The sequence below is a fragment of the Pseudomonas indica NBRC 103045 genome (assembly GCF_002091635.1).
Taxonomy (GTDB): Bacteria; Pseudomonadota; Gammaproteobacteria; order Pseudomonadales; family Pseudomonadaceae; genus Pseudomonas_M; species Pseudomonas_M indica.
Window position 1 is genome coordinate 298,940 of the sequence record NZ_BDAC01000003.1, and the last position, 16,763, is coordinate 315,702.

Genomic DNA, 16,763 nt, shown 5'->3' on the forward strand with positions numbered 1-16,763 from the left:
TTCAACGCAGCAGGGCCGACGCGCAGCAGCCTTTTGAACAGGCTCTCAGGCGAGCCCGGCCTGCCGCCCTTCCCTCGCCTGCTGCAACGCCACACCCGCCCCCAGCAAGCCCGGGTACTCGGCCCGCACCAGCCAGACCGGGATATCGTCGAAATACCGGCTCATGAAGCCCTTCTCCCGGAAGCATCGGACGAAGCCGCTGACCAGGAAGAAATCGGCGAAGCGCGGCACCATGCCTCCGGCGATATAGACGCCACCCCGCGCACCGAGGGTCAGCACGTTGTTGCCGGCCACACGGCCGAGCCAACAGCAGAACTGCTCCAGCACCTGCACGGCGAAGGCATCGCCGGCCAGCGCCGCGTCGGTCACTTCGGCGGGCGACGACAATTGCGTCTCGCGCCCATCGAGGGCGCAACTGGCGCGGTAGAGCGTCAGCAGGCCGCTGCCGCTGAGGATGTTCTCCGCGCTGACATGGCCCTGGATGCCATGCAGGTGCCGCCACAGCTCAGCTTCGCGCAGACTGCCGATCGGCAGGTCGACATGGCCGCCTTCGCCGGGCAATGCGCGCCAGAGATCGTCGCCGAGTGGCAACAGGGTACCGACACCGAGGCCAGTGCCCGGGCCGATCACCAGGCGCGGACGCTCGGGATCGACGCTGCCCTGGCAGACCTCCACCAGCTCTTCCGGCAGGACGCGGGTCATGCCCAGGGCCATGGCAGAGAAATCGTTGATCAGCAGCAGCTCGCTGAGTCCCAGCTGGCGGCAGAAATCCGGCCGGTTCAAGCGCCAGTGGTTGTTGGTGAAGCGGAACTCATCGCCCCGCACCGGCCCGGCGCAGGCCAGGCAGACCGCATCCACCTCGGCGACGGCCTGGCCGATCTCGTCGAGGTAGGCACGGATCGCCTGCTCCGGCGTCGGGAAATCCGCCGTCGCCAGGACCCGCACCGCCTCCAGCCGCTCATCGCGCCACAGGGCGAAGCGCGCGTTGGTACCGCCGATATCGCCAACCAGCCCGAGCTTCACTTGAGTGTCTCCAGGCTGGAAGTGAAGGCGCTGGCGCCCCGCTCCGCCGTACTGAACGCTGCGCGCATGAAGGCGAACAGCTCGCGACCGCAGCCAATGCCCTTGTCTTCCGGCGGCGCCACCGTGTCCCGAGCGGTCCACTCGGCCGGATCGACCAGCACGTCGAGGGTCCCCTTCACCCCATCGACTCGGATCAGGTCACCGTCGCGCACCCTGGCCAACGGGCCGCCGTCGATCGCCTCGGGGCAGACATGGATGGCGGCCGGCACCTTGCCGGATGCGCCGGACATGCGGCCGTCGGTGACCAGCGCCACCTTGAAGCCGCGATCCTGCAGCACCCCGAGGAACGGCGTGAGTTTGTGCAGTTCCGGCATGCCGTTGGCCCTGGGTCCCTGGAAACGCACCACAGCGATGAAGTCCCGCTCCAGCTCGCCGGCCTTGAAGGCGGCGGCCAGCTCCGCCTGGTCATGGAAGACCCGCGCCGGCGCCTCGACCACCCGATGCTCGGGCGCCACCGCCGAGACCTTGGTCACGCCGCGACCGAGATTGCCCTCCATCACCCGCAGGCCACCTTCCGGCGAGAACGGCTTGGAGACCGGCCGCAGGATGCTGTCGTCCAGGCTCTGCGCCGCGCCCTCGCGCCAGGCCAGCTTGCCCTCCTCGAGGAAAGGCTCTCGGGTGTAGCGGCTGAGACCGTGGCCGACCACGGTATTGACGTCTTCATGGAGCAGCCCGGCTTCGAGCAGCGTGCGCACCAGGAAACCGACACCGCCGGCGGCGTGGAAGTGGTTCACGTCGTCCTTGCCGTTGGGGTAGACCTTGGCCAGCGACGGCACCACTTCGGAGAGGTCTGCCATGTCCTGCCAGGTAAGCTGGATGCCGGCAGCCTGGGCGATGGCCGGAATGTGCAGGGTGTGGTTGGTGGAGCCACCGGTGGCATGCACTGCGACCACCGAATTGATGATCGCCTTCTCGTCGATAATCCGGCAGAGCGGCATGAACGAGCCGCTCTGCTTGGTCATGCGCGTGACTTGGCGGGCGGCCTCGCGGGTCAGCTCGTCGCGCAACGGGGTATAGGGATTGACGAAGGACGAGCCCGGCAGGTGCAGGCCCATGATCTCCACCACCATCTGGTTGGTGTTGGCGGTGCCATAAAAGGTGCAGGTGCCGGGGCTGTGGTAGGACTTCATCTCCGATTCGAGCAACTGCTCGCGGGTGGCCTTGCCTTCGGCGAACAACTGGCGAACCTCGGCTTTCTCCTTGTTGGAGATGCCCGACGGCATCGGCCCGCCGGGGACGAACACGGTGGGCAGGTGGCCGAAACGCAGCGCACCGATCAGCAGGCCGGGCACGATCTTGTCGCAGATGCCCAGGCACAGCGCCGCGTCGAACATGTTGTGGGACAGCGCGATCGCCGTGGACATGGCGATCACTTCGCGGCTGGCCAGGCTCATCTCCATCCCCGCCTCGCCCTGGGTCACGCCATCGCACATCGCCGGCACGCCCCCGGCGAACTGGCCCACCGAGCCGATGTCGCGCAGCGCCTGCTTGATGATTTCCGGGAAGTGCTCGTAGGGCTGGTGGGCCGAGAGCATGTCGTTGTACGCCGAGACGATGGCCACGTTGGCCTGGTCCATCAATCGCAGGCGCTGCTTGTCGGTAGCCGAGGTACAGCCGGCCACGCCGTGGGCGAAGTTGGCGCACTGCAATTTGCCGCGCTGCGGCCCCTCGCTGGCCGCGGCGTCCATCAACGCCAGATAGCGCTCGCGGGTGGGTCGGCTGCGCTCGATCAGCCGTTCGGTTACCTCAAGCACACGAGGATGCATGTCACGACTCCTGGCTCACGAATGAATGTATGCGTTTATGACAAAAATTCTGCCACCTAAAAGGCTTGATTTCTAGACTCACGGGAATAATCTTGTAATTCCAACAACAAAACGACCTCACAGGACCTCACCCATGACCTTACGCATCGCCATCAACGGTTTCGGCCGCATCGGCCGCAACGTCCTTCGCGCCTTGTACTGCGGCGCTTACCGGCAGCATCTGCAGGTCGTAGCTATCAACGACCTGGGCGATACCGCGATCAATGCCCACCTTTTCCGTTATGACAGTGTGCATGGCGCATTTGACGGTGTCGTCGAAGCCGACCAGGAAAACCTGATCGTCAATGGCGACCGTATCGCCGTCAGCGCCATCCGCAACCCGGCCGAACTGCCCTGGCGCGCCCTTGGCGTGGACGTGGTGTTCGAATGCACCGGCCTGTTCACTGACCGCGACAAGGCTGCCGCCCATCTGACCGCCGGCGCCCGCAAAGTGATCATTTCCGCGCCGGCCAAGGGCGCCGACTACACCGTGGTCTATGGCGTCAACCATGACGGGCTGCGGCAGAGCCACCAGATCGTCTCCAACGCCTCCTGCACCACCAACTGCCTGGCGCCGGTGGCCCAGGTGCTGCACCGCGAACTGGGTATCGAGCATGGCCTGATGACCACCATCCATGCCTACACCAACGACCAGAACCTCTCCGACGTCTATCACAGCGACCCGTACCGCGCGCGTTCCGCCACCCAGTCGATGATCCCGACCAAGACCGGAGCAGCCGAAGCCGTGGGCCTGGTGCTGCCGGAACTGGCCGGCAAGCTGACCGGCATGGCCGTGCGGGTGCCGGTGATCAATGTCTCGCTGGTCGACCTGACCGTGGAACTCCAGCGCGAAACCAGCGCCGGCGAAGTCAACGCCCTGATGAAGGCCGCCAGCGAGCAGTCCGCCGTGCTCGGTTACAACAGCCTGCCCCTGGTATCCTGTGACTTCAACCACAACCCGCTGTCGTCGATCTTCGACGCCAACCACACCAAGGTCAGCGGCAAGCTGCTCAAGGTGATGGCCTGGTACGACAACGAGTGGGGCTTCTCCAACCGCATGCTCGACAGTTGTCTGGCCCTTTGCCAGGCGCCGGAATGAGCGGCATGACCGGGAGGAACGCATGAGCCGCATCGCTTTCACCACTGCCACCTTGCCGGCGCGCAAGCGCATCGCCCTGGTCGCCCACGACCATTGCAAGGGCTTCCTCCTGGACTGGGCCAAACGCCAGCGCGAACGCCTGGCGCACCATGATCTGGTTGCCACCGGCACCACCGGCATGCTGCTGCGCGAAGAGCTCGGCATGCCGGTGGAAAGCATGATCAGCGGCCCGCTCGGCGGCGACCAGCAGATCGGCGCGCGCATCGCCGAACGCCGGGTGGACATCCTGGTGTTCTTCTGGGACCCGTTCGAACCGCAACCCCATGACCCCGACATCAAGGCCCTGCTGCGCGTCGCCGCGGTCTGGAACATACCCGTGGCCTGCAACGAGAGCAGCGCCGACTACCTGCTCAGCAGCGCCTTGCTGGAGCAGGAGCATGAATGCCGGATTCCGGATTACGCCAGTTACCTGGCGGGACGCAGCGTTCCCCAAAGCGGGCCGTAGGGCGATCCTCGTTGGGCGAATGAATTCGCCCCTACACCGGACCGATGGCTTCCCGTAGGAGCCAACTCTGCTGACGATGCGGTGGTGGGGCCCGGTTCGCGAGCAGAGCTCGCTCCTACAAAGGCATGGAGGCTTTCAGGTCCGCTCGTCGGGCTCGTCGGATGCGGCTTCGGCGATGTCCTCGCCTCCCGCCTCGGCCGCCTCCCCGGACTCTTCATTGGCAACAGGCATGTCCTCGAAGTCGATCTTCAGGCCCTGCTCCATGGAGTCCAGCTCGGCCAGCAGCGAACGGAAGCTGGTTTCCTCGCGCGGTTCGGCCGGTACCTCCTCGCCCTCTTCCCCGGCCAGATCGGCGCGGGCCTGCAAGCCCGGCGGCACCGGCGCGTCATCGTCCAGGGCCAGCACCGGCTCGGGCTCCAGCTCGCGCAAGGCGGCCAGGGGCGGCAGCTCGTCGAGACTCTTCAGATTGAAATGGTCGAGGAAGGCCTTGGTAGTGGCGAACATCGCCGGGCGGCCCGGCACGTCGCGATAGCCCACTACGCGAATCCACTCGCGCTCCTGCAGGGTCTTGACGATCTGGCTATTGACCGCCACCCCGCGGATATCCTCGATCTCGCCACGGGTGATGGGCTGGCGGTAGGCGACCAGCGCCAGGGTTTCCAGCATCGCGCGGGAATAGCGCTGCGGACGCTCTTCCCAGAGCCGGCCGACCCAGGGCGCGAAGCGCTCACGCACCTGCAGGCGATAGCCGGAGGCGACTTCCTTCAACTCGAAGGCGCGCCCCGCGCAGGACTGCCGAAGCACCTCGAGGGCTTCCTTGAGCTGCGCCGGCTCGGGCCGTTCGGCCTCTTCGAACAGCTCGCCCAGGCGCTCCAGCGACAGGGGTTTGCCGGACGCCAGGAGAAAGGCTTCGAGCAGCCCGGCGAGGTCTTGGGGATCGGAAAGGTTCACGGTGTCGGCTACCTGATCATCGTTTCGTTCGCGAAGAGCGCGGTGTCATTCCGTGCGCGTCCGCACATGGATGGGGGCGAAGGGCTCATTCTGCACCAGTTCCACCAGGGACTCCTTGATCAGTTCGAGCACTGCCATGAAGGTCACCACCACCCCCAGGCGCCCTTCCTCGACGCTGAACAACTGGACGAACGGCACAAAGCCGCCGCCCTTCAAGCGCTCCAGTACCTCGCTCATGCGCTCGCGGGTGGACAGCGCTTCACGCGTCACCTGGTGGCTTTCGAACATATCGGCGCGGCGCAGCACCTCGGCCATGGAAAGCAGCAATTCCTCCAGGCTGACCTCCGGCAACAGCTTGCGCGCCCGTGCTTCCGGCGCATCGAGGCGCGGCACGGTGAGATCGCGGCCGACCCGCGGCAACTGGTCGATGCCCTCCGCCGCTGCCTTGAAGCGCTCATATTCCTGCAAGCGGCGGATCAGCTCGGCGCGCGGGTCTTCCTCTTCTTCCTCGGCCTCGGCGGAACGCGGCAACAGCATGCGCGACTTGATCTCGGCGAGCATGGCGGCCATCACCAAGTACTCCGCCGCCAGCTCCAGGCGCACCGACTTCATCAGCTCCACGTAGCCCATGTACTGCCGGGTGATCTCCGCCACCGGGATGTCGAGAATGTCGATGTTCTGCTTGCGGATCAGGTACAGCAGCAGGTCGAGCGGTCCCTCGAAGGCTTCGAGGAAGACCTCCAGGGCATCCGGCGGGATGTACAGGTCCAGCGGCAGCTCGGTAACCGCCTGCCCGTAGACCAGGGCGAACGGCAGCTCCTGCTGTTCGGGATGCTGCCCGGCGGGTGCCGCGGCGGTGGATTCGTCCTGCATGTGACCTCTCTGACTGGAAGCGTTTCAGCCCGCTCCGTGGCACCCGGCCGTGCCGGCCTCAACGGTAATGCAGCCCCATGGCATAGCGCACCTCAGCCAGCGTCTCCCGCGCCGCGTCCCGTGCCCGCTCGGCGCCTTCGGCCAGGATGCCGCGCACCAGGTCCGGATTCCCCTCGTAGTCAAGGGCGCGGAAACGCAGCGGCTGTAGCTCATCCTGCACCGCCTGGATCAGTGGCGCCTTGCATTCGAGGCAGCCGATGCCCGCGCTGCGGCAGCCCTGCTGCGCCCAATCGCAGGTCGCCTGGTCGGAATAGGCCTCATGCCATTGCCACACCGGGCAGCGGGTCGGCTCGCCCGGATCGCTGCGGTGTACCCGCGCGGTATCGGTGGGCATCCGCCGGATCTTTTCCTCGATCTCTTCCGGCGTGTCGCGCAGAAGAATCACATTGCCATGCGACTTGGACATCTTGCTGCCATCCAGGCCGGGCACTTTCGGCGCTTCGCCGAGCAGCGGACGCGGTTCCGGCAGCAGGACCTTGCCACCGCCCTCCAGGTAGCCGAACAGCCGCTCCTTGTCGCTCAAGGTAATGGCCTGCTGCTCCTTGAGCAGCGCCTGCGCGGTTTCCAGGGCCTCGCTGTCGCCCTGCTCCTGATAGGCCTTGCGCAGGCTGTTGTAGAGCTTGGCGGTTTTCTTGCCCAGCTTGAGGATCGCCGCTTCGGCCTTCTCCTCGAAATTGGCTTCGCGCCCGTAGAGATGGTTGAAGCGCCGCGCCACTTCGCGGGCGAATTCGACATGGGGCAACTGGTCCGCACCCACCGGCACCAGGCCGGCACGATAGAGCAGAATGTCGGCGGCCTGGAGCAACGGGTAGCCGAGAAAACCGTAGGTGCCCAGGTCCTTGTGCTGCAGGTTCTCCTGCTGCTCCTTGTAGGACGGCACGCGTTCCAGCCAGCTCAGCGGGCAGATCATCGACAGCAGCAGGTGCAGCTCGGCGTGTTCCGGTACCTGGGACTGGATGAACAGGGTCGCCGAACTCGGGCTGACGCCCGCGGCCAGCCAGTCCACCGCCATGTCCATGACGTGATCGGCGATGAGGCCCACGTCGTCGTAGTCGGTGGTCAGCGCATGCCAGTCGACGATGCAGAAAAAGCATTCGTATTCATGCTGCAACCTGACCCAGTTCTTCAGCACGCCGTGGTAATGCCCCAGGTGCAGGCGGCCACTGGGGCGCATCCCGGACAGTACGCGACGTTGCGAGTCGACAAAGCTCAAACCGGTTTCCTTCGGCTGACAGACAAGGGGCGAAGTATAACGACAGGCGGGGTCCCGGCGACAAACCCCGGACAGGAACCGACGGAGCGCCCGCCGGGTCCAACGAGAGGGAGTTGCCGTCTCGGTAGTTGCTCAAGGTCACGGCAGTCCTCGGAACCGACCGGGGCCCCGCCCGGGAAGCCCGGCGCAGAGCCGTTACCGCGCGCCGACCGCTCCGCACGGAGCCCGCACGGTCTGGAATGCACAGTCCAATCGGTCCCCTCTCGGACCCGGGAGCACCCCATGAAAAACCTTCTCATGACCTTCAGCGCCATCCTCGCGCTGGCCTGCCTTGCCGTTCTGCTGCCCGCCCCGGCGCAGGCCGCGATGATTTCCACCGACGAAGTGATCGCGACGCAGGATGCCCAGGCCGATCGTGAAAAAGTGAAGGAATTCCTCGGTCGCGCCAACGTGGAGAAAAAACTGCAGGACATGGACGTACCGGCCAACGTCGCCCGCAAGCGGGTCGATGCCCTGACCGCCGAGGAGGCCGCCACGCTGGCCAAGCGGATCGATGCCCTGCCCGCCGGTGGCGCGCTCAGCGGAACGGACTTCATCATCATCCTGCTGGTCGCCATTCTGGTCGCGATACTGCTATAGCGGAGCGCTCCCGCAACGCCGCCGCCCACGGGCGGCGGCGGTCGATTCCGCTTCCGGCCGTTCAGGCCTCTTCCAGGAAAGGCGCAGGATCGCCGCACCCCGTGCGCACTATTTCCGGCTCGCCGTCCGCCAGGTTGACCACCGTCGACGCTTCCACCCCACCGAAACCGCCATCGATGATCAGGTCGACCTGATGCTCGAGCAACTGGCGCATCTCATAGGGATCGCTCATCGGCAGCTCTTCGCCGGGCATGATCAGGCTGACGCTCATCAGCGGCTCGCCCAGCTCCGCCAGCAGCGCCTGGGCGATCGGCTCGCTCGGTACGCGCAGGCCGATGGTCCGCCGCTTGGGATGCAGCAGCATGCGCGGCACCTCGCGGGTGGCATTGAGGATGAAGGTGTAGGGCCCCGGCGTATGCGCCTTGAGCAGGCGGAAGGCCCTGGTGTCCACCTTGGCGAACAGGCCCAGCTCCGACAGATCGCGGCAGACCAAGGTGAAATTGTGCCTCTCGTCCAGCCGGCGCAACCGGCGGATACGCTCGACCGCAGCCTTGTCGCCGATATGGCAGCCGAGGGCGTAGCAGGAATCCGTGGGATAGATGACCACCCCGCCGGCCCTGATGATTTCCACCGCCTGCTTGATCAGGCGTGCCTGGGGATTCTCCGGGTGGACCTGGAAAAATTGACTCACGGAACCTTCCTGTTCAGAGGGCAGCTGCAGCGCGTACATGATCGAAGCGCTCCCAGAGGGGCGGCAGGTCATCGGGCAACGGGCGGTACATGCCCAGCTCGGACCAGTCGCCCGGCGCATGGAAATCACTGCCGACAGTCGCCAGCAGGCCGAACTCGCGAACCAGTATGGCCAGGCCACCGACCTGTTCCGCCGGTTGCATGCCATTCACCACTTCCAGCGCATGCCCGCCGGCACGAATGAAGTCGCCGACCAGCCTGCGCCGCTTGCTGCGGGTGAAATCGTACTGCCAGGGATGCGCCAGACTGATCCAGGCGCCGGCATCCACCAGGGTACCGACCGCCTGCTCCAGGGTCGGCCAGTGCTGCTTGACGTCGCCCAGCTTCCCCGCACCCAACCACTTGCGAAACGCCTCGGCGCGATCCGTCACGTGTCCGGCCCGCACCAGGAACTCGGCGAAGTGCGGCCGGGCCGGTGCATTGCCGCTGTCACCCAACTCCTGCTGCACCGCCCGCGCGCCTTCCAGCGCGCCCGGCATGCCCTTGGCGGCCAGACGCCGGCCGATTTCCTCGGCGCGTTGCCAGCGGCCGTCGTGAAGATCCGCGATGGCCCGGCGCAAGACCGGCGCCTCCTCGGAGAAAGCGTAGCCGAGCACATGGATGGTCGCCCCACCCCAGGTACTGGAAAGTTCGATGCCGTTCACCAGTTGCATACCCAGCTTCACCGCAGCGGCACGCGCCTCGGCGATGCCCTCCAGGGTGTCGTGATCGGTCAGCGCCAACAGGCGGACGCCCCGTGCATGGGCGCGCGCGACCACCTCGGCGGGCGCGAGGGCGCCGTCGGAAGCGGTGCTGTGGCAGTGCAGATCGACTTGCATGGTGGTCGGCTTTCGCGGGGGATGATGTTTGTTATTATGCCGCTACATCCCGCTTCTGGCTGCCGTTGTGAAACAATTCATCGATTTCATCCCGCTGATCCTCTTTTTCATCGTCTACAAACTCGAACCCCGCGCCGTAGAACTCGCCGGCCAGTCCTTCACCCTCGGCGGCATCTTCAGCGCCACCGCCGTGCTGATCGCCGCCTCCGTGGTGGTCTACGGCACGCTCCTGGTATTGCAGCGCAAGCTGGAAAAGGGCCAATGGCTCACCTTGGTCGCCTGCCTGCTGTTCGGCGGCCTGACCCTGGCCTTCCACAGCGAAACCTTCCTCAAGTGGAAAGCCCCGGTGGTCAACTGGCTGTTCGCCCTGGCCTTCGCCGCCAGCCACTTCATCGGCGACAAACCGCTGATCCAGCGCGCCATGGGCCACGCGATCGGCCTGCCGCCACACATCTGGACCCGCCTGAACCTGGCCTGGGTCGTTTTCTTTTTGATCTGCGGCTTTGCCAATCTGTTCGTTGCCTTTACCTTTCCCAGCATCTGGGTCGATTTCAAGGTGTTCGGCAGCCTGGGCATGACCGTTCTGTTCCTGGTCGGCCAGGGCGTTTTCCTGGCCCGCCACGCCCACGATGTCGATCCCAAACCGACAGCCGAAACAAAGGAATGACATGCTCTACGCCATCATCGCCACCGACGTGGAAAACTCCCTCGACAACCGCCTCGCCGCCCGCCCGGCCCATCTGGCACGCCTGGAGCAACTGAAAAGCGAAGGCCGTCTGGTCCTCGCCGGCCCGCACCCGGCCGTGGACAGCAACGATCCGGGCGCCGCCGGTTTCACCGGCAGCCTGATCGTCGCCGAGTTCGATTCCCTCCAGGCGGCCAAGGACTGGGCCGACGCCGATCCCTACCGGGCGGCCGGCGTCTACGCCAATGTGCTGGTGAAACCCTTCAAGCAGGTCTTTCCTTAACAGGAAGCCGGTCCGCCGCACGGCATAAGGAGCTCCGTCCGATGCGCCACGCTTCCCTGTCAGTCTCATTCGCCCTGCTGCTCGGCAGCCCATTGCTCTGGGCGGAGGAAACCCCGCCCGCACCGGCGGCCAGCAATCCGCCCCTGGCCGCCGCCACCGCGGCGGAAGCGCTGGTCGACGAACTCGAACAGCGCCTGGCCGAAAGCGAGCGCCTGCGCCAAGAGCTCGAAGCAACCATCAGCGAACGCGAAAGCAGCCAGCTCGCCCGCCTGCGCCAGGAAAACCAGCGCCTGCGCCTGCAACTGAAAGAGGCCCAGGCCCAGCAGCCGCCCCCCTTGCTCGACGAACGGCAGCGCTGGCTCGCCATCGGCGGCGGTATCGCCCTCGGTGGCGTGATTCTCGGCGCCCTGCTGCGGGGCCGACGCCGCTCCCGTCGTGAATGGATCAACTGACCTCATGAGCGAACTGCTGCTGATCGACGATGACCAGGAGCTTTGCGAGCTGCTGGTGAGCTGGCTGAGCCAGGAAGGCTTCCAAGTCCGCGCCTGCCATGACGGCGGCAGCGCCCGCGCCGCACTGGCCGAGCGCACGCCCTCCGCCGTCGTGCTCGACGTGATGCTGCCGGATGGCAGCGGCCTGAGCCTGCTCAAGCAACTGCGCAGCGATTACCCGGACCTGCCGGTGCTGATGCTGTCCGCGCGCGGCGAACCGCTCGACCGCATCCTCGGCCTCGAACTGGGCGCCGACGATTACCTGGCCAAGCCCTGCGACCCGCGCGAGCTGACCGCCCGCCTGCGTGCCGTGCTGCGCCGCAGCCTGCCCGCCGCCACGCCCAGCCAGCAGGCGCTGGGCGACCTGACGTACAGCCCGGCCCGCGGCGTCGCCACCGTCGGCGACCACGAAGTGAGCCTGACGCTGTCCGAAAGCCGCCTGCTCGAAGCCCTGTTGCGCCATCCCGGCGAGCCGGTGGACAAACAGGAGCTGGCGCAACTGGCGCTCGGCCGTAAGCTGACCCTCTACGACCGCAGCCTCGATATGCACGTCAGCAACCTGCGCAAGAAGCTCGGCCCGCACCCGGACGGCCGCCCACGCATCCTCGCGCTGCGCAGCCGGGGCTACTACTACAGCGTCTGATGCCGCTTCGTCGACAAGCCGCGACGCTCTGGCTCGCGGCTTTCGCTCACATGGCCTTTACCAAGCCTTTACCCTTGTCTGACCGCCCTTGACCTTGCACTCCCTAGACTGGGCTCATCCGGCAACCGGCCGGAATCGAGACAAGGAGATACCCATGCGCAAGACCCTCATCGCCCTTCTGTTCGCCGCCAGCCTGCCGGCCATCGCACTGGCGATGCCCGAAGGCGGCCCCTGCCACGACGGCATGCCGGGACCGGGCGGCCACGGCAAAGGCGCGGCCATGATGTTCAAGGACCTCGACCTGACCAAGGAACAGCACCGCAAATTCCGCAAACTCATGGGCGAGCAGATGAAGAGCCGCCACGACATCACCCAGCGTTACCTTGACAAGCTGCCGGCCGCCGACAAGAAGGCCATGGAAGATGAAATCGCCGCCGCCCGGAAGAAGAACCAGGACGCCATGCGCGCCCTGCTCAAGCCCGAGCAGCAGAAAGCCTTCGACGAAGGCCTGAAGGAGATGGAAGCCCGCCGCGCGGAACGCGCCGAGTTCGAAGCCTGGAAAGCCGAACGCGACGCCAAGAAAGCGCAGTAAACTCATGGCCGCCCGCGGCTGCGGGCGGCAACCGTTCGATAACGCCCATCCGGTTCCGGCCCGATGGGCTTTTCCCTTCGAGGAGCCTCCGTGCGTTCACTGTTCTGGCGCATCTTCGCCAGCTTCTGGCTGGCCATCGCCCTGGTCGCCGGGCTGTCCATCCTGCTCGGCCATGCGTTGAACCAGGACGCCTGGATTCTCAGCCGCCATCCCGGCCTGAAAGACATCGCGGAAGACTGGACGCGCCTCTACGAAAGCGAAGGCGAATGGGCCGCGCAGGGCTTCCTCGAACAACGCAAGTTCCGCTACCGGATCGATGTCCAGGTTCTCGGCGAGAACGGCCAGCCGGTGGTTCGCGGCACCTTCCCGCCACGCGCCGCCGCCTTCGAAGCCCGCAACAACGACCGCCGCCTGCCCTGGCGTCGCCTGACCGCGGAATACCGCAGCCCGACCAGCGGCGAAACCTACCTGTTCATCTACCGCATTCCCCATCCCGAGCTGGACGCCTGGCACCGGGGCAGTCTGCTCTGGCCGGTCAGCGCCCTGGGGATCGCCCTGGTGGTGCTGGCGCTGTTCAGCCTGTTCCTGACGCTGTCCATCACCCGCCCGCTGAACCGACTGCGTGGCGCGGTGCACGACCTCGGCCAGACCGCCTACCAGCAACATACCCTGGCGCGCCTGGCGAACCGCCGCGACGAGTTCGGCGTCCTGGCCCGCGACTTCAACCGCATGGGCGCACGTCTGCAAAGCCTGATCGGCAGCCAGCGCCAGTTGCTGCGCGACGTCTCCCACGAACTGCGCTCGCCCCTGGCGCGCCTGCGCATCGCACTGGCCCTGGCCGAGCGCGCCGCAGCGAATGAACGGGAACAGCTCTGGCCGCGCCTGACCCAGGAATGCGACCGCCTCGAGGCACTGATCGCCGAAATCCTCGCCCTGGCCCGCCTGGACGCCGATCCCGGCGCCGCCCACCCGATCGATATCGCCGCCCTGCTCGACAGCCTCAAAGCGGATGCCCAGCTCAGCGCACCGGAGCAGGACATTCGTATCGACGTGGAAAGCGGTCTCAACCTGCAGGGCTGGCCAGACATGCTGGAGCGTGCCTTGGATAACCTCCTGCGCAATGCCCTGCGCTTCAATCCGGCCGGACAGCCCATCGAATTACGGGCCTGGAGAGAGGACGGTAACGTCCGACTGAGCGTTCGCGACCATGGACCGGGAGCGGCGGAAGAACACCTGCAACAGCTCGGCGAGCCCTTCTTCCGCGCACCGGGACAAGCGGCCCCCGGACACGGACTCGGCCTGGCCATCGCCCGCCGCGCCGCCGAACGGCACGGTGGCAGCCTGCATCTGGCCAATCATCCCGACGGCGGATTCATTGCGACGCTGGAGATACCATCGCTTCCCGTCCAGAGGGAGTAATACCTCTCCCGTAGGGGCGAATTCATTCGCCCACCGGCATCGGTAAAGCCCCGCCCGAATCATAATGCTGTTCATTTAAGGTCATGCACGCCTGCTCCCCTCTCCCGTTTACGGGAGAGGGGCTGGGGGAGAGGGCCGAAAACACCGCGAAACTATCGGTGCCCCCTCTCCCTAACCCTCTCCCCAGAGGGGCGAGGGGACTGATCGTGTCTGACCAACACTTAAGTGAACAGCATTACGCCCGAATCAGCCGTTCCAGGCACTGATGAACGCCGACGCATCCACCTCCGGCGGGATGCGCAGATCGCCAACCGGCGTACCGAGATACAGGAAGCCGAGCACCCGCTCGTTGGCTTCCAGCCCAAGACCTGCCGCCACGCGTGGATCGTAGGCCAGCTCGCCGGTACGCCACATGGCACCGATACCCAGTGCATGGGCCGCCAGCAGCATGCCGTGGGCCGCGCAGCCAACCGCGAGCATCTGCTCCAGCTCCGGAACCTTCGGATGCTCCTTGAGATCGGCGATCACCGCCACCAGCAGCGGCGCGCGCAACGGCATTTGGCGGGCCTTATTCAAGGCTTCCGGCTTGACCGCATCGCCGTCCCGCTCCGCCACCACCCGGGCGAACAGTTCGCCGAGACGTTCGCGGCCATCACCTTCGATGGTCAGGAAACGCCAGGGCCGCAACTGACCATGATCGGGCGCACGCATGGCCGCGCGGAACAAGAGTTCACGCTGTTCCGCCGTTGGCGCGGGCTCGGCCAGTCGAGCCACGGAAACACGCTTGAGCAGAACATCGAGAGCCTCCATCGGCCACCTCCGGAAATCTGAGAAAAAAGGAGTCTAGGGCCTGGCGCCCAGAATGTCCTCCGGCGAAACCAATCAGGCCACCCGTTCCGGCGCCATGTCCGGCTGCAGCGGCGGCGTCAATGGCGGCAGGCCATGGGCGGCGCGGGCCGCATCGCAGTTGGGGTTGTGCACCCCGTCGATCCATGACGCCTCGAATTCCCGGCAGGTGCTGGAACGATGCTCATAGAGCGTACAGCGGACGCCGTTCCCCACGTCGCCGAGCAACCCGACGCAGCGCGCCGGCTTGCTCTCCGTGCCGCGCATCGCCACATGGTAGGGACTCACTTGAACCACCAGGTCATCGGGAACTTGGCCTCCCGAGGAACAACACTCGCCCCAGAAGAAAGACACACGGAAGTGCGCGCAGCAGGCGCCGCACGTCAAGCAGGGATTATCGGTGGACATGATCGGGGAGGTACTCGAAAACCGGCATGGGCCGGCACCGGAGGGCTATTCTAAGCATCGCCGCGGACTTGTGAAGCCCACCCCGTCGCAGGTTTACAGCCTTACCTGCACGGGTAAAATGGCGCCCTTTATCTTCGAGACCGACACATGGCTCTGCCGACGCTGCGCATCATCGGTTTTATTCTCGGCATCTTCCTCATCACCCTGGCCATCAGCATGGTCATTCCCATGCTGACCCTGCTGCTGTTCGAGCGCACCGACGACCTCAACGCCTTCCTCTGGTCCAGCCTGGCCACCTTCATCGGCGGCCTCGCCCTGGTGATTCCCGGTCGCCCGGAACATATCCAGCTGCGCCCGCGCGACATGTACATGCTGACCACCGCCAGTTGGCTGGTGGTCTGCATGTTCGCCGCCCTGCCGATGGTGCTGATCCACCACATCAGCTATACCGATGCCTTCTTCGAGACCATGTCCGGCATCACCACCACCGGCTCGACCGTACTGAGCGGCCTCGACCACGCCTCGCCCGGCCTGCTGATGTGGCGCTCGATGCTGCAATGGCTGGGCGGTATCGGCTTCATCGGCATGGCGGTGGCGGTCCTGCCGCTGCTGCGCGTCGGCGGGATGCGGCTGTTCCAGACCGAATCCTCGGACTGGTCGGAAAAAGCACTACCGCGCTCCCACGTGGTGGCCAAGTCGATCCTGTTCGTCTATGTCGGCCTGACCTTCCTCTGCACCGTGGCCTTCTGGCTCAGCGGCATGACGCCGTTCGAAGCGATCAACCACGCGATGACCACTATCTCCACCGGCGGCTATTCCACCTCCGACAACTCCATGGCCAACTTCAGCCCGGCCGCGCACTGGGTCGCCATCGTCTTCATGCTGCTCGGGGGCCTGCCGTTCATCCTCATGGTCTCCACCCTGCGCGGCAACCGCTACGCGCTGGTGAAGGACCAGCAGGTCCGTGGCTTCGTGGCCATGCTCGGCCTCACCTGCCTGCTCTTCGCCACCTGGCTGTGGACGCACTCGGACTACGTGTTCCTCGATGCCTTGCGCATCGTCTCGCTGAACGTGATCTCGGTGGTCACCACCACCGGCTACGCCTTGGGCGACTACACGCTCTGGGGCGATTTCGCGATCATGGCGTTCTTCTACCTGACCTTCGTCGGCGGCTGCTCCGGCTCCACGTCCGGCGGCCTGAAGATTTTCCGCTTCCAGGTCGCCTATGCCCTGCTGCGTGCCAACCTGCAGCAACTGGTGCACCCACGGGCGGTGATCAAGCAGCAGTACAACGGGCACAATCTCGACGAAGAAATCGTCCGCTCGATCCTGACCTTCTCCTTCTTCTTCACCATCACCATCGGTGCCCTGGCCCTGGCGCTGGCGCTGCTCGGCCTGGACATGATGACCGCCCTGACCTCGGCCGCCACCGCAGTGTGCAACGTGGGCCCCGGCCTCGGCCCAATCGTCGGCCCGGCCGGCAACTTCTCCAGCCTGCCGGATGCTGCCAAATGGCTGCTGTCCGCCGGCATGTTGCTCGGTCGCCTGGAAATCATCACCGTGCTGGTCCTGATGACTCCGGCGTTCTGGCGCCACTGAC

The 16,763-nt window shown here is 65.8% G+C and carries 19 protein-coding genes; 10 read left to right on the forward strand and 9 right to left on the reverse strand.

Features of this window, described 5'->3' with window-relative positions:
* Window positions 1-45: 45 nt before the first annotated feature.
* On the reverse strand, window positions 46-1,023 hold the full coding sequence (locus PIN01S_RS06025) for a glucokinase (RefSeq protein WP_084334370.1): 978 nt from the start codon (window positions 1,021-1,023) through the stop codon (window positions 46-48).
* A complete protein-coding gene (edd, locus tag PIN01S_RS06030; protein WP_084334372.1) occupies window positions 1,020-2,849 on the reverse strand; it encodes a phosphogluconate dehydratase in 1,830 nt (609 codons plus the stop codon). Before edd ends, PIN01S_RS06025 begins: the two co-directional genes overlap by 4 nt.
* 133 nt (window positions 2,850-2,982) lie before the next feature.
* Between edd and gap the strand changes: the two genes are divergently transcribed.
* Both gap and PIN01S_RS06040 read left to right on the forward strand, forming a co-directional pair.
* The gene (gene gap, locus PIN01S_RS06035; RefSeq protein ID WP_084334374.1) at window positions 2,983-3,987 is read left to right on the forward strand and encodes a type I glyceraldehyde-3-phosphate dehydrogenase; all 1,005 of its coding nucleotides are present in this window, start codon (window positions 2,983-2,985) and stop codon (window positions 3,985-3,987) included.
* 22 nt (window positions 3,988-4,009) lie between these two features.
* Entirely contained in the window at window positions 4,010-4,492 is a 483-nt protein-coding gene (locus PIN01S_RS06040; RefSeq protein WP_084334376.1) for a methylglyoxal synthase, read from the forward strand.
* 135 nt (window positions 4,493-4,627) lie between these two features.
* On the opposite strand, the gene scpB is transcribed toward PIN01S_RS06040, so the two are convergent.
* The 3 genes from scpB to PIN01S_RS06055 are packed head-to-tail and all read right to left on the reverse strand — an operon-like array spanning window position 4,628 to window position 7,589.
* On the reverse strand, window positions 4,628-5,443 hold the full coding sequence (gene scpB / locus PIN01S_RS06045; protein WP_084334378.1) for an SMC-Scp complex subunit ScpB: 816 nt from the start codon (window positions 5,441-5,443) through the stop codon (window positions 4,628-4,630).
* A gap of 45 nt (window positions 5,444-5,488) precedes the next feature.
* Complete coding sequence (locus tag PIN01S_RS06050; RefSeq protein WP_084334380.1) at window positions 5,489-6,316, reverse strand: segregation and condensation protein A; 828 nt, start codon at window positions 6,314-6,316, stop codon at window positions 5,489-5,491.
* A 58-nt stretch (window positions 6,317-6,374) separates the two neighbouring features.
* Entirely contained in the window at window positions 6,375-7,589 is a 1,215-nt protein-coding gene (locus tag PIN01S_RS06055; RefSeq protein ID WP_084334382.1) for a tryptophan--tRNA ligase, read from the reverse strand.
* A gap of 282 nt (window positions 7,590-7,871) precedes the next feature.
* On the opposite strand from PIN01S_RS06055, the gene PIN01S_RS06060 reads away from it, so the two are divergent.
* Window positions 7,872-8,228, forward strand: a complete 357-nt coding sequence (locus PIN01S_RS06060; protein ID WP_084334384.1) for a PA2779 family protein — start codon at window positions 7,872-7,874, stop codon at window positions 8,226-8,228.
* Between the two features lie 61 nt (window positions 8,229-8,289).
* Here the strand turns inward: PIN01S_RS06060 and PIN01S_RS06065 are convergent, their stop codons facing one another.
* Window positions 8,290-8,919, reverse strand: coding sequence for an L-threonylcarbamoyladenylate synthase (locus PIN01S_RS06065; protein ID WP_090257168.1), 630 nt, complete (start codon window positions 8,917-8,919; stop codon window positions 8,290-8,292).
* Window positions 8,920-8,932: 13 nt separating this feature from the next.
* Window positions 8,933-9,796, reverse strand: a complete 864-nt coding sequence (locus PIN01S_RS06070; RefSeq protein ID WP_084334388.1) for a PHP domain-containing protein — start codon at window positions 9,794-9,796, stop codon at window positions 8,933-8,935.
* Between the two features lie 67 nt (window positions 9,797-9,863).
* Between PIN01S_RS06070 and PIN01S_RS06075 the strand changes: the two genes are divergently transcribed.
* The 6 genes from PIN01S_RS06075 to PIN01S_RS06100 all read left to right on the forward strand — a co-directional run bounded on the left by PIN01S_RS06075 (window position 9,864) and on the right by PIN01S_RS06100 (window position 13,909).
* Window positions 9,864-10,463: a septation protein A gene (locus PIN01S_RS06075; protein ID WP_212633054.1), complete on the forward strand. Its 600-nt coding sequence runs from the start codon at window positions 9,864-9,866 to the stop codon at window positions 10,461-10,463.
* Window position 10,464: 1 nt separating this feature from the next.
* Window positions 10,465-10,764 carry a YciI family protein gene (locus tag PIN01S_RS06080; protein WP_084334392.1) on the forward strand — a complete coding sequence of 100 codons (300 nt, stop codon included), beginning with the start codon at window positions 10,465-10,467 and terminating at the stop codon, window positions 10,762-10,764.
* Window positions 10,765-10,805: 41 nt separating this feature from the next.
* Window positions 10,806-11,216, forward strand: a complete 411-nt coding sequence (locus tag PIN01S_RS06085) for a hypothetical protein (protein ID WP_084334394.1) — start codon at window positions 10,806-10,808, stop codon at window positions 11,214-11,216.
* A 4-nt stretch (window positions 11,217-11,220) separates the two neighbouring features.
* Window positions 11,221-11,898: a response regulator transcription factor gene (locus PIN01S_RS06090; RefSeq protein WP_084334396.1), complete on the forward strand. Its 678-nt coding sequence runs from the start codon at window positions 11,221-11,223 to the stop codon at window positions 11,896-11,898.
* A gap of 154 nt (window positions 11,899-12,052) precedes the next feature.
* Window positions 12,053-12,490 (forward strand): Spy/CpxP family protein refolding chaperone, encoded by a 438-nt coding sequence (locus PIN01S_RS06095; RefSeq protein WP_084334398.1) that lies wholly within the window; start codon window positions 12,053-12,055, stop codon window positions 12,488-12,490.
* A 90-nt stretch (window positions 12,491-12,580) separates the two neighbouring features.
* Complete coding sequence (locus PIN01S_RS06100) at window positions 12,581-13,909, forward strand: sensor histidine kinase (RefSeq protein WP_084334400.1); 1,329 nt, start codon at window positions 12,581-12,583, stop codon at window positions 13,907-13,909.
* A 246-nt stretch (window positions 13,910-14,155) separates the two neighbouring features.
* Here PIN01S_RS06100 and PIN01S_RS06105 read toward each other — a convergent pair whose 3' ends face one another.
* Window positions 14,156-14,719 carry an NAD(P)H nitroreductase gene (locus PIN01S_RS06105; RefSeq protein ID WP_084334402.1) on the reverse strand — a complete coding sequence of 188 codons (564 nt, stop codon included), beginning with the start codon at window positions 14,717-14,719 and terminating at the stop codon, window positions 14,156-14,158.
* A 72-nt stretch (window positions 14,720-14,791) separates the two neighbouring features.
* A complete protein-coding gene (locus PIN01S_RS06110; RefSeq protein WP_084334403.1) occupies window positions 14,792-15,163 on the reverse strand; it encodes a YkgJ family cysteine cluster protein in 372 nt (123 codons plus the stop codon).
* A gap of 147 nt (window positions 15,164-15,310) precedes the next feature.
* Here PIN01S_RS06110 and PIN01S_RS06115 point away from each other — a divergent pair, with 147 nt between their 5' ends.
* Entirely contained in the window at window positions 15,311-16,762 is a 1,452-nt protein-coding gene (locus tag PIN01S_RS06115) for a TrkH family potassium uptake protein (protein ID WP_084334404.1), read from the forward strand.
* The last annotated feature ends 1 nt before the right edge of the window (window position 16,763 follow it).

Excerpts from the sequence above, each read along its gene's own strand:
- edd (WP_084334372.1), bottom strand. The coding sequence starts at position 2,849 with ATGCATCCTCGTGTGCTTGAGGTAACCGAACGGCTGATCGAGCGCAGC.
- gap (WP_084334374.1), top strand. The coding sequence starts at position 2,983 with ATGACCTTACGCATCGCCATCAACGGTTTCGGCCGCATCGGCCGCAAC.
- PIN01S_RS06040 (WP_084334376.1), top strand. The coding sequence starts at position 4,010 with ATGAGCCGCATCGCTTTCACCACTGCCACCTTGCCGGCGCGCAAGCGC.
- PIN01S_RS06050 (WP_084334380.1), bottom strand. The coding sequence starts at position 6,316 with ATGCAGGACGAATCCACCGCCGCGGCACCCGCCGGGCAGCATCCCGAA.
- PIN01S_RS06060 (WP_084334384.1), top strand. The coding sequence starts at position 7,872 with ATGAAAAACCTTCTCATGACCTTCAGCGCCATCCTCGCGCTGGCCTGC.
- PIN01S_RS06070 (WP_084334388.1), bottom strand. The coding sequence starts at position 9,796 with ATGCAAGTCGATCTGCACTGCCACAGCACCGCTTCCGACGGCGCCCTC.
- PIN01S_RS06080 (WP_084334392.1), top strand. The coding sequence starts at position 10,465 with ATGCTCTACGCCATCATCGCCACCGACGTGGAAAACTCCCTCGACAAC.
- PIN01S_RS06085 (WP_084334394.1), top strand. The coding sequence starts at position 10,806 with ATGCGCCACGCTTCCCTGTCAGTCTCATTCGCCCTGCTGCTCGGCAGC.
- PIN01S_RS06090 (WP_084334396.1), top strand. The coding sequence starts at position 11,221 with ATGAGCGAACTGCTGCTGATCGACGATGACCAGGAGCTTTGCGAGCTG.
- PIN01S_RS06095 (WP_084334398.1), top strand. The coding sequence starts at position 12,053 with ATGCGCAAGACCCTCATCGCCCTTCTGTTCGCCGCCAGCCTGCCGGCC.
- PIN01S_RS06105 (WP_084334402.1), bottom strand. The coding sequence starts at position 14,719 with ATGGAGGCTCTCGATGTTCTGCTCAAGCGTGTTTCCGTGGCTCGACTG.
- PIN01S_RS06110 (WP_084334403.1), bottom strand. The coding sequence starts at position 15,163 with ATGTCCACCGATAATCCCTGCTTGACGTGCGGCGCCTGCTGCGCGCAC.
- PIN01S_RS06115 (WP_084334404.1), top strand. The coding sequence starts at position 15,311 with ATGGCTCTGCCGACGCTGCGCATCATCGGTTTTATTCTCGGCATCTTC.